This is a genomic window from Stenotrophomonas sp. YJH_SMC_6 (assembly GCF_059371335.1).
Map to the genome: position 1 here is coordinate 169,865 of NZ_JCAFUM010000014.1, position 10,652 is coordinate 180,516.

The window sequence follows — 10,652 nt, forward strand, 5'->3', positions numbered from 1 at the left end:
ATCAAAGCCCAACCCATTGACCCATAAGGAAATAAAGTTGGCACGCTACGTGCTTGGTACTGGCTACCACCGTCAGGCACGCACCCGATGATCCGCGACACTTCCGCCCAGGACCAGATCGTTTCCTCCGCTCCGGCCAGCGCTCCGCGCGCCAACTGGCTCCGTTACCGTTGGCCGGCGCTGGGCACGATCGCCCTGCTCGCCGGCATCGGCTGGGCCGTGCACGCCTGGTCCAACGCCAGCCGCTCCTTCGACAGCAGCCGCGTGCGCATCGCCGAAGTGAAGCGGGGCGACCTGGTCCGTGACATCGCCGCCGACGGCCGCGTGATCGCCGCCAACAGCCCGGTCCTGTATGCCATCTCTGCGGGCACCGTGGACCTGAAGGTGGTCGCCGGTGACGTGGTGAAGAAGGGGCAGGAGCTGGCGGTCATCGACAGCCCCGAACTGCGCAGCAAGCTGGCCCAGGAACAGGCCACCCTGGCCGGCCTGGAGGCCGAGGCCAGCCGTGCCGCGCTGGACGCCACCCTGGCCCGCGCCAAGTCGCGCAAGGAAACCGACCAGGCCACCATCGAACGGCAGGCCGCCGACCGCGACCTGCAGCGCTACCAGCGCGGCTACGACGGCGGGGCGGTGCCGCAGATCGACCTGGCCAAGGCCAAGGACTCGCTGAAGAAGGCCGACATCACCCTGGCCAACGCCACCACCGATGCCCGCCTGCAGAGCCAGGGCGCGGACCTGGATGCCCGCAACAAGCGCCTGCTGGCCGATCGCCAGAAGGCGGTGGTGGCCGAAGTACAGCGCCAGGTCGATGCGCTGACGCTGCGTGCCCCGTTCGATGGCCAGGTCGGCCAGGTGCAGGCGGTGCAGTCAACCAACCTGTCCGCCAATGCCCCGGTGCTGGGCGTGGTCGACCTGTCCAAGTTCGAAGTCGAGATCAAGGTGCCGGAGAGCTTCGCCCGCGACCTGGCGATCGGCATGCCCGCACAGCTGACCGGTGGCAACGGCCAGCCGTTCCCGGGCGAGATCAGCGCGGTGTCGCCGGAAGTGGTCAACGGTGAGGTCAACGCGCGCGTGCGCTTTGCCAGCGCGCAGCCCGAAGGCCTGCGCCAGAGCCAACGGATGTCAGTGCGCGTGCTGCTCGATACCCGCAAGAACGTGCTGAAGGTCGAGCGTGGCCCGTTCGTCGAACAGGGCAACGGCATGGCCTACGTGATGGATGGCCGCACCGCCGTGCGCCGTCCGGTGGAACTGGGCGTCAGCAGCCTGGGCGAAGTGGAAATCAAGTCGGGTGTGCAGCCAGGCGACCGCATCGTGGTCTCCGGCAGCGACCTGTTCAAGGACGCCGAACGCGTCTCCGTCAACTGATACCTGATACCTGAATCCTGGAGAGAGGACACCCCATGTACATGCTCGAAATGCGTTCGGTCGCCAAGGTCTTCCGCACCGAACAGGTGGAAACCCATGCACTGCGCTCGCTGGAACTGCAGGTCAAGGAAGGTGAGTTCGTCGCGGTCACCGGCCCCTCCGGCTCCGGCAAGACCACCTTCCTCAACATCGCCGGCCTGCTGGAAACCTTCACCAGCGGTACCTACATGCTGGACGGCCAGGACGTGAGCACGCTGGGCGACGACGCCCGCAGCCGCCTGCGCAACCAGAAGATCGGCTTCATCTTCCAGGGCTTCAACCTGATCCCCGACCTGAACCTGTTCGACAACGTCGACGTTCCGCTGCGCTATCGCAGGATGAGCGCCAACGAGCGCCGCGAACGCATCGAGAAGGCACTGACCCAGGTCGGCCTGGGCTCGCGCATGAAGCACTATCCGAATGAACTGTCGGGTGGCCAGCAGCAGCGCGCGGCCATCGCGCGTGCGCTGGCCGGCAGCCCGCGCCTGCTGCTGGCCGACGAACCGACCGGCAATCTGGATACGCAGATGGCCCGGGGCGTGATGGAGCTGCTGGAGGAGATCAACGCCGCCGGCACCACCATCGTGATGGTCACCCACGACCCGGAACTGGCCGCGCGTGCGCAGCGCAACGTGCACATCGTCGATGGCCAGGTGACCGACCTGGTGCGCGAGCCGGTGCTGGCCACGCCGTTGCGCCACATCGTCGCCGTCAACGAGTGAGGGCCCGACCATGTTCGCCTACTACGCCCGATTGGCGGCGCGCAGTTTCCGCCGCAACAAGGTCCTGACCGCGCTGATGGTGATCGCCATCGCGCTCGGCATCGGCGCCTCGATGACCACGTTGACCGTATTCCACGTGCTGTCCGGCGACCCGATTCCGGGCAAGAGTGACCGCCTGTTCTACGTGCAGCTCGATGCCGCGACCGGCGCCTATGTCGCCGGCGAGGAACCGGAAACCCAGCTGACCCGCTTCGACGGTGAAGCGCTGCTGCGCGAGGCCAAGGGCGAGCGCCAGGCGCTGATGAGCGGCGGCGGCGGCACCATCGAACCGGACAACAGCACGCTCAAGCCCTTCAGCATCGACACCCGCTGGACCTCGGCCGATTTCTTCCCGATGTTCGAGGTGCCCATGCAGTACGGCCGCCCCTGGACGCGAGAGGACGATGAAGGCCGCGCACGCGTGGTGGTCATCTCCAAGGCGCTCAACGACAAGCTGTACCAGGGCGCCAACAGCGTGGGCCGCGACCTGCGCATGGAAGGCCAGAGTTACCGCATCGTCGGCGTGATGAAGGAATGGAGCCCGGAGCCGCACTTCTACGACCTGACCACCGGCAGCTACGGCAAGAACGAAGACCTGCTGCTGCCGATCTCCACCTCGTTCGACCTGAAGCTCGGCAACAACGGCAACATGAACTGCTTCGGCGAAAACCCCGACGGCAACAGCTACTCGCTCAATGCACCCTGCGCGTGGCTGCAGTACTGGGTGGAAATGGACCCGGCCAAGGCCGGCGACTACCGCCGCTACCTGGAGAACTATTCGACCCAGCAGCGCGAGGCCGGCCGCTTCAAGCATCCCCCGAACGTGCGCCTGCGCACCGTGATGGAATGGCTGGACTTCAATGGTGCCGTGCCCAGCGACGTGCGCCTGCAGCTGTGGCTGGCGCTGGGCTTCCTCGGTGTCTGCCTGGTCAACACGGTAGGCCTGCTGCTGGCCAAGTTCCTGCGCCGCAGTGGTGAGATCGGCGTGCGCCGTGCACTCGGTGCCAGCCGTGGCCAGATCTTCCTGCAGTGCCTGGTGGAAGCCGGCGCGGTGGGCGTGGTCGGTGGCGTGCTGGGTATCGGCCTGGCCCTGCTTGGCCTGTTCGCGGTGCGCCAGCAGCCGGTGGAGTACGCAAAGCTGGCCCACCTGGACGGCAACATGCTGCTGCTCGCGCTGGGCCTGACCCTGTTCGCCAGCCTCGCCGCCGGATTCCTGCCCGCCTGGCGCGCGATGCAGGTCACCCCGGCCATCCAGCTCAAGTCGCAGTAAGCACCCGAACGAGGACTCCCATGGACATCCGCCCCATCCTCAGCACGCTGCGCCGGCACAAGACCGCTGCCGCCCTGATCGTGCTGGAAGTCGCACTGACCTGCGCCATCGTCTGCAACGCGCTGTTCCTGGTCAGCCAGCGCGTGGAGAAAATCAGCATGCCCAGCGGTATCGCCGAGAGCGAACTGGTGATGCTGCGCGTCAGTGGCATCGGCAAGCAGACCGACGCCATGTCCCGCACCCGCGAGGACCTGGCATCGCTGCGCGCGATTCCCGGCGTCAGCAACGTCACCATCATCAACCAGGTTCCCTTCCGCAACGGATCCTCCAGCAGCAGCATCTCGCGGGTAATCGACCAGGAACGGCCGACCACCAACGCTTCGATGTACACCCTGTCCGAGAACGGGCTGGCCACGATGGGCATCAATCTGATCGCCGGCCGCGATTTCCTGCCCGACGAGTACCAGAACTTCGAAGACGTCAGCAAGGGTGGCGCCAAGGAAAAGGCCATCCCGGTCATCCTCACCCAGGCCACCGCCGCCAAGATGGAGCCCAACGGCAGCGCCCTGGGCAAGACCTACTACATGGGCAAGCAGTCGCTGCATGTGGTCGGCATCGTCGACACGCTCAGCACGCCTAATGGCTGGAATGACAACTGGACCAACTCGATGCTGCTGCCGATCCGGGTCAGCTTCGACAAGGGTGGTACCTACGTGTTGCGTACTTCGCCGGAACGCCGCCAGGAGGTACTCGATGCCGGTGCCGCCGCGCTGGAGCGCAACGACCCCAACCGCCTGATGCGCGACAAGCTGACCTATGAAGACCAGCGCAAGGACTTCTTCAAGAACGACCGCGCGATGGTCGGCCTGCTGATCACCGTCAGCATCTCGCTGCTGGTGGTCACTGCGCTGGGCATCATCGGCCTGGCCAGCTTCTGGGTGCAGCAGCGCAGCAAGCAGATCGGTATCCGCCGTGCGCTGGGCGCCACCCGCGGGCAGATCCTGCGCTACTTCCAGACCGAGAACTTCCTGCTGGCCTCGCTGGGCATCGTGCTGGGCATGCTTGCGGCGTACGCGATCAACCTGGCCCTGATGAACCTGTACGAGCTGCCGCGCATGCCGCTGTACTACCTGCCGCTGGGTGCGCTGCTGCTGTGGATACTGGGCCAGATTGCGGTGTTCGGTCCGGCACGGCGTGCGGCGGCGGTACCGCCTGCGGTCGCCACGCGGGGCGCGTGAGATGCGTGCCTGCGCGATGTGCCTGATGCTGCTCCTGCCCCTGCCGGCGCTGGCCGGTGGTGGCAGCGCACAGACGCTGGAATGGCGCCGCGATGGAGCGCGGCTGTCGCTGCGCTCGACCGAAGGCCAGGTGCATGTGGAGGCCGCCAGCCCGGAAGTGCGCTTCGGCGTGCGCAGTGGCGATCGCATCCTCCGCGTGGACGACACGGCGGTGCGCCGGGTTGAACATCTGGCCGAGGCACTGCGCCATTCCCACGCGGCCAGCGCCTATCTGTTGCTGCGCCGCGACAAGCGCGAACTGACGGTGGCGGTCAACGCCGCTGCGTGGCGACAGGCATTGGAGGTCCCGCCACCACCCGCGCCACCACCTCCGCCAGCCCCACCCGGGCGCTGAGCATCATCCGCTCCTGCACGGCCACAGGTTTGGCTATGCTTGATGGGTGGCGCCGGGCTCTCCCGGTGCGTGGACACGAACGGCTCCATCGGCGCCGCCCATCCCTTTCTGCAGAACCGCTTGATGCCTGCGATCCTGATCATCGACGACAACGCCAGCGTGGGTACTGCGCTGGACGTGCTGTTCTCCCTGCACGACATCGACACCCTGCAGGCGCACACGCCCGCCGATGGGCTGGCCCTGCTCGAGTCGCAGCCGGTCGATCTGGTGATCCAGGACATGAACTTCAGCGAGGACACCACCTCCGGTGAGGAGGGCGAAGCGTTGTTCGCGCAGATCCGTGCGCGCCATCCGGACCTGCCGGTGATCCTGCTGACCGCCTGGACCCACCTGAGCAGTGCAGTGGACCTGGTCAAGGCCGGTGCGGCCGACTACCTGGCCAAGCCCTGGGACGACCGCAAGCTGATGACCACGGTTAACAACCTGCTGGAACTGTCCGAGGCACGCCGCGAACTGGACCGGCGCCGCAGCCGTGAACTGCACCAGCGCAACGCGCTGGAAGAGAAGTACGACCTGTGCGGCGCGGTCTTCGCCGACCCCGCCAGCGAGCGCGTCATCGCCCTCGCCTGCCAGGTCGCACGCTCGGAACTGCCGGTACTGATCACCGGCGCGAATGGTGCCGGCAAGGAGAAGATCGCGCAGATCATCCAGGCCAATTCGCTGGTGGCCAAGGGCCCGTTCGTGGCGGTCAACTGTGGCGCGTTGCCCTCGGAACTGATCGAAGCCGAACTGTTCGGTGCCGAGGCCGGTGCGTATACCGGCGCCAACAAGGCGCGCGAAGGCAAGTTCGAGGCCGCCGATGGTGGCACCCTGTTCCTGGATGAGATCGGCAACCTGTCGCTCGGCGGGCAGATGAAGCTGCTGCGCGTGCTGGAAACCGGCCGCTTCGAGCGCCTGGGTTCCAACCGCGAGCGCCAGGTCAAGGTCCGCGTGGTCAGCGCGACCAATGCCGACCTGCCGGCGATGATCCGCGACGGTACCTTCCGCGAAGATCTCTATTACCGCCTCAACACGGTGGAACTGGTGCTGCCGCCGCTGGCCGACCGCCCGGGCGACATCGTGCCGCTGGCCGAGCGATTCCTGACCGCTGGCAAGCCGCTGTCCAGCGCCGCCACCGCAGCACTGCAGCGGCACCCCTGGCCAGGCAACGTGCGCGAGCTGCGCAACGTGATCCAGCGTGCCGAACTGCTGGCCACCGGCAACCGCATCGAAGTGGCCGATCTCAACCTGCCGCGCGCAGCCGTCGTACCACGACCGGCACCCAGCGCAGGCAATGATCCCGACCGCGCACGCATCGAGGAGGTGCTGGCGCGTAACCATGGCGTCATCGCCCAGGCTGCCGCCGAGCTCGGCCTGAGCCGCCAGGCGCTGTACCGGCGCATGGACCGCCACGGTATTCCACGCGAATGAAGCGGCGCTCGTTCACTTTCCGCCTGTTCCTGCGCCTGCTGCCGGTGCTGGCACTGGCTGCGGCACTTCCGTGGCTGCTGGCCTACTGGATGGACCATGGCTGGGTGGTGACCACGGTGTCGGCGCTGATCCTGCTGTCGCTGATGTGGTGGACGCTGCGTCGGGCCACCGCCCCGGTGCGGTCGCTGATGCGGGCCCTGGCGGGCACCACCAGCAGCTATCGCGACGGCGAATACAACTTCGGCGTGCACTGGCCCGGCAATGACGAGCTCGGCGACCTGGTGCAGGCACACCGGGAGCTGGGTGATGTACTGCGTGAGCAGCGGCAGGGCCTGGTGCAACGTGAGCTGCTGCTGGACACCATGGTGCAGAACACGCCGGTTGCGATGCTGTTGATCGCCTCCGGCGGTGATGGCATCGCCCGCGTGGTGTTCTCCAACCTGGCCGCGCGCAAGCTGCTGCACGGCGGCTGGAAGCTGGAAGGCCAGCGCCTGGAAGACGTGCTGGAACAGGTGCCGGTGGAACTGCGCGATGCCATCGCCCGTGGCGGTGACAGCCTGTTCGCGGTGCACGCCGAGGGGGAGGACGGCGATGAGGATGACGAGCAGGTCTATCACCTCTCGCGCCGTGCCTTCCAGCTCAACGGTCGTCCGCACGACCTGCTGCTGGTGCGCCTGTTGACCGCCGAGCTGCGCCGCCAGGAAGTGCAGACCTGGAAGAAAGTGATCCGGGTGATCAGCCACGAGCTCAACAACTCACTGGCGCCGATTGCTTCGCTCGCCCATTCCGGCGGCGTGCTGGTGCAGCGTGAACGCTTTGACCGGCTGCCCGAGATCTTCACCACCATCGAGGATCGCGCACGCCACCTGGAAGGCTTCATCCGCGGCTATGCGCGCTTTGCCAAGCTGCCGCAGCCGCAGCTGCAGACCGTGCACTGGGCGCCGTTCCTGTCCAGCCTGCGCCAGCAGATCCCGTTCGGCATGGAACGTGAGCCGGACGAGGAGCTGAGCAGCCGCATCGACATCGCGCAGTTCGGGCAGGCGTTGTTGAACCTGCTGAAGAATGCGCACGAAGCCTGCGCTGAAGCCGAGCCGCCCAACGACGATGTGCAGGTACAGCTGACCCGGCTGCCGCAGTGGCTGCGCCTGGACGTGCTTGACCGCGGCAAGGGCATGAACGAGCAGGTGCTGCAGAACGCACTGATGCCGTTCTATTCGACCAAGCGCAATGGCACCGGGCTGGGGCTGGCGCTGACGCGGGAGATCGTGGAGGCCCACGGCGGACGGGTGTCACTGCAGAACCGCAGCGATGGCGGGTTGTGCGTGTCGATCCTGCTGCCGGTGGGTTGAGCGGACCGATCGGGTAGATCCACGCGATGCGTGGATATGCCGACCGAGGTCGGCACCTACCAGGCCTGCCGCATCGCCACGCGTAGATGCATCGGAAACCCCAGCGCGGCCTCTTCGGCCATCACCGCCTGCAGCCCTGCACCCCACTCCGCCTCCGGTGCGGCGACGAACCCTTCACTGGCATAGAAGGCCGCATTCCACGGCACGTCGGACAACGTGGTCAGCACGGCCGAGCGATAGCCTCTCGCCCGGGCCTGTACCAATGCATGGCGCAACAACGTGCGCCCATGACCTTGCCGCGCGTGTGCAGGATCCACATCCATCTGCAGCACGTGGAACTCACCTGCCAGTTCGCCGGCAAGCAGATAGCCGGCGATGCCACCGTCAGCCGCATCCACCACCCACAGCTGCCCGCGTTCAAGGCCATCCTGTAGTGTCGGCAGGTCCAGGCCATGCCCGGCGAACACCGGATAGGCCTCATGGCCCCTCAACACCTCGCCGGCGCGCTGCTCGATGCCGGGCAGCACACCGAGTTCATCGGCGCGGGGAATGCGGGGCTCAGGACTTCTTGAGCGGGCGCTTCCAGCCATCGATGGTTTCCTGTCGGGCACGTGCCAGTGTCAGTTTGCCGTCCGGCGCATTGCGGGTGATGACCGAACCGGCGGCAATGGTCGCGCCGTCGCCAATGGTCACCGGTGCCACCAGCGAGCTGTTGGAGCCGATGAACGCGTTGTCGCCGATGGTGGTGGTCGACTTGTTCACGCCATCGTAGTTGCAGGTGATGGTGCCAGCGCCGATGTTCACCTTGCTGCCGATCACCGCATCGCCCAGGTAGGTGAGGTGATTGGCCTTGCTACCGACACCCAGCGTGACCTTCTTGGTCTCGACGAAGTTGCCGACGTGCACGCCATCGGCCAGCACGGTGCCCGGTCGCAGGCGCGCGAACGGGCCGATCTGCGCGGCACCCTCGGTAACCACACCCTCCAGATCGCAGTGCGCACGCACTTCGGTGCCCGGCCCAAGGTTGACGTCCTTCAAACGGTTGAACGGACCGACGGTGACGCCGTCGCCGAGCACCACGTTGCCCTCGAGCACGACATCGACGTCGATCAGCACGTCGCTGCCCACGGTGATAGTGCCGCGGATGTCGAGCCGGGCGGGATCGCGCACGCGCGCCCCCTGTGCGCACAAGGCCCGCACCGCACGACGCTGCCAGGCACGCTCCAGCTGCGAGAGCTGCCAGGGGTCGTTCGCCCCTTCGGCCTCCTGCGCGTCGGCCACCAGCGCCATTTCGGCCGGCGTGTATTCATGGGCGGCAAACGCAAAGACATCGGTGAGGTAGTACTCGCCCTGTGCATTGCTGTTCGAAAGCTGCGACAGCCAACGGCGCAGCGCGGTCGATTCGGCGGCGATGATGCCGGTATTGATCGTGCGCACGCGCAGCTGGTCATCGGTGGCGTCCTTCTGCTCGATGATCGCACCAACCTTGCCCTCGGCATCGCGCAGCACGCGGCCATATCCGGTCGGGTCATCGACATCGGCCACCAGTACCGCCAGCCGGCCCGGCTGTGCGAGCAGGTCGCGCAGGGTCTGCGCACGGATCAGCGGCACGTCGCCGTACAGGACCAGCACCTGCGCCAAGTCGGGAACCTGGGGCATCGCCTGCGCTACCGCGTGGCCGGTGCCGAGCTGCTGTGCCTGCTCGGCCCATTGCAGGTCGGGTTGGCCGGCGAAGTACTGGCGCACCGCCTCGCCGCCATGGCCATGGACCACGTGGATCGCCGCCGGCTGGAGCTCACGGGCCGCGTCGATCACGTGCGCCAGCATCGGCTGGCCCGCGATCGGCTGCAGCACCTTCGGCAGCACCGACTTCATGCGCTTGCCTGCGCCGGCAGCGAGGATGATGACGTGCAGGGGTTGGGTCATGGGAACGGCGGTCCGTGGTTCGTTGCCGGTGATTCTAGAGCGTGCGCCGTTAACATGGGCATCCCTCCTCTCCTCGCCATGCCGATGAGCCTCGTCCGCCAGGGAAGCGCCTACCTCGTCATCGGGCTCGTGCAGCTGCTGCTCGACTGGCTCGTGTTCGTGGTCACCACCGCACTGGGCATGCCCGTGGCGCCGGCCAACATCGCCGGGCGCCTGGCCGGCATGCTGCTGGGCTTCTGGCTCAACGGCCGCTACACCTTTGCCGAGGCTGGCACCCGCAAGCTGGGATGGAAGCGATTTGCACGCTTCTTCGGCCTATGGCTGCTGCTCACCGTGGCGAGCACATTGCTGGTGAGCCTGGTGGACCATGCGCTGGGCCTGCAGTACACCTGGCTTGCCAAACCGCTGGTGGAAGGCGGCCTGGCGTGTGTGTCGTTCCTGCTGATGCGATACGTGGTGTATCGCTGAGACGGCACCAGGATCGGGATCGGGATCGGGATCGGGATCGGGATCGGGATCGGGATCGGGATCGGGATCGGGATCGGGGACCGGGATCGGTGATCGGTGATCGGTGATCGGGATCGGTGATCGGGATCGGTGATCGGGATCGGGATCGGGACTGGGGACCGGGACTGGTAGAGTCGACTGGTAGTCGACTAACGCGCGCAGCGCGAGATTTTCGCGGCCTGAACGTAGAGCAGTCGACTAACTGTGATCTCTCTGTACGTTGTTCATCCGGGACATCTTTGGAAAATGGTGGTTACCACACCTCTCCAGACCCCAAAGAGCCCGGATGAACCACCATAAAAATGCCCGTTTGACCGTCCATAGTCGAGCACT

10 protein-coding genes are annotated in these 10,652 nt (G+C 66.5%); 8 read left to right on the forward strand and 2 right to left on the reverse strand.

Going from position 1 to position 10,652, the window contains the following annotated elements; translation table 11 throughout:
- Window positions 1-87: 87 nt before the first annotated feature.
- The 7 genes from AC5P9N_RS16955 (at window position 88) to AC5P9N_RS16985 (ending at window position 7,886) form a co-directional block, all read left to right on the forward strand.
- A complete protein-coding gene (locus AC5P9N_RS16955; RefSeq protein ID WP_099484341.1) occupies window positions 88-1,365 on the forward strand; it encodes an efflux RND transporter periplasmic adaptor subunit in 1,278 nt (425 codons plus the stop codon).
- Between the two features lie 35 nt (window positions 1,366-1,400).
- Entirely contained in the window at window positions 1,401-2,126 is a 726-nt protein-coding gene (locus tag AC5P9N_RS16960) for an ABC transporter ATP-binding protein (protein WP_005411118.1), read from the forward strand.
- Window positions 2,127-2,136: 10 nt separating this feature from the next.
- The gene (locus tag AC5P9N_RS16965) at window positions 2,137-3,435 is read left to right on the forward strand and encodes an ABC transporter permease (protein WP_043035642.1); all 1,299 of its coding nucleotides are present in this window, start codon (window positions 2,137-2,139) and stop codon (window positions 3,433-3,435) included.
- A 20-nt stretch (window positions 3,436-3,455) separates the two neighbouring features.
- Window positions 3,456-4,673, forward strand: a complete 1,218-nt coding sequence (locus tag AC5P9N_RS16970) for an ABC transporter permease (RefSeq protein ID WP_005411120.1) — start codon at window positions 3,456-3,458, stop codon at window positions 4,671-4,673.
- A gap of 16 nt (window positions 4,674-4,689) precedes the next feature.
- A complete protein-coding gene (locus tag AC5P9N_RS16975) occupies window positions 4,690-5,067 on the forward strand; it encodes a PDZ domain-containing protein (protein ID WP_024957071.1) in 378 nt (125 codons plus the stop codon).
- 123 nt (window positions 5,068-5,190) lie between these two features.
- Window positions 5,191-6,537 (forward strand): sigma-54-dependent transcriptional regulator, encoded by a 1,347-nt coding sequence (locus AC5P9N_RS16980; RefSeq protein ID WP_060380616.1) that lies wholly within the window; start codon window positions 5,191-5,193, stop codon window positions 6,535-6,537.
- Entirely contained in the window at window positions 6,534-7,886 is a 1,353-nt protein-coding gene (locus AC5P9N_RS16985; protein ID WP_024957073.1) for a sensor histidine kinase, read from the forward strand. The genes AC5P9N_RS16980 and AC5P9N_RS16985 overlap by 4 nt, the downstream gene beginning before the upstream one ends.
- Before the next feature lie 56 nt (window positions 7,887-7,942).
- Here the strand turns inward: AC5P9N_RS16985 and AC5P9N_RS16990 are convergent, their stop codons facing one another.
- Complete coding sequence (locus AC5P9N_RS16990; RefSeq protein WP_099484340.1) at window positions 7,943-8,476, reverse strand: GNAT family N-acetyltransferase; 534 nt, start codon at window positions 8,474-8,476, stop codon at window positions 7,943-7,945.
- Window positions 8,445-9,812: a bifunctional UDP-N-acetylglucosamine diphosphorylase/glucosamine-1-phosphate N-acetyltransferase GlmU gene (glmU, locus tag AC5P9N_RS16995; RefSeq protein ID WP_099484339.1), complete on the reverse strand. Its 1,368-nt coding sequence runs from the start codon at window positions 9,810-9,812 to the stop codon at window positions 8,445-8,447. The genes AC5P9N_RS16990 and glmU overlap by 32 nt, the downstream gene beginning before the upstream one ends.
- 84 nt (window positions 9,813-9,896) lie before the next feature.
- Between glmU and AC5P9N_RS17000 the strand changes: the two genes are divergently transcribed.
- The gene (locus tag AC5P9N_RS17000; protein ID WP_024957075.1) at window positions 9,897-10,280 is read left to right on the forward strand and encodes a GtrA family protein; all 384 of its coding nucleotides are present in this window, start codon (window positions 9,897-9,899) and stop codon (window positions 10,278-10,280) included.
- Window positions 10,281-10,652: the final 372 nt, after the last annotated feature.

Excerpts from the sequence above, each read along its gene's own strand:
- AC5P9N_RS16985 (WP_024957073.1), top strand. The coding sequence starts at position 6,534 with ATGAAGCGGCGCTCGTTCACTTTCCGCCTGTTCCTGCGCCTGCTGCCG.
- AC5P9N_RS17000 (WP_024957075.1), top strand. The coding sequence starts at position 9,897 with ATGAGCCTCGTCCGCCAGGGAAGCGCCTACCTCGTCATCGGGCTCGTG.
- AC5P9N_RS16975 (WP_024957071.1), top strand. The coding sequence starts at position 4,690 with ATGTGCCTGATGCTGCTCCTGCCCCTGCCGGCGCTGGCCGGTGGTGGC.
- AC5P9N_RS16970 (WP_005411120.1), top strand. The coding sequence starts at position 3,456 with ATGGACATCCGCCCCATCCTCAGCACGCTGCGCCGGCACAAGACCGCT.
- glmU (WP_099484339.1), bottom strand. The coding sequence starts at position 9,812 with ATGACCCAACCCCTGCACGTCATCATCCTCGCTGCCGGCGCAGGCAAG.
- AC5P9N_RS16965 (WP_043035642.1), top strand. The coding sequence starts at position 2,137 with ATGTTCGCCTACTACGCCCGATTGGCGGCGCGCAGTTTCCGCCGCAAC.
- AC5P9N_RS16980 (WP_060380616.1), top strand. The coding sequence starts at position 5,191 with ATGCCTGCGATCCTGATCATCGACGACAACGCCAGCGTGGGTACTGCG.
- AC5P9N_RS16955 (WP_099484341.1), top strand. The coding sequence starts at position 88 with ATGATCCGCGACACTTCCGCCCAGGACCAGATCGTTTCCTCCGCTCCG.
- AC5P9N_RS16960 (WP_005411118.1), top strand. The coding sequence starts at position 1,401 with ATGTACATGCTCGAAATGCGTTCGGTCGCCAAGGTCTTCCGCACCGAA.
- AC5P9N_RS16990 (WP_099484340.1), bottom strand. The coding sequence starts at position 8,476 with ATGGCTGGAAGCGCCCGCTCAAGAAGTCCTGAGCCCCGCATTCCCCGC.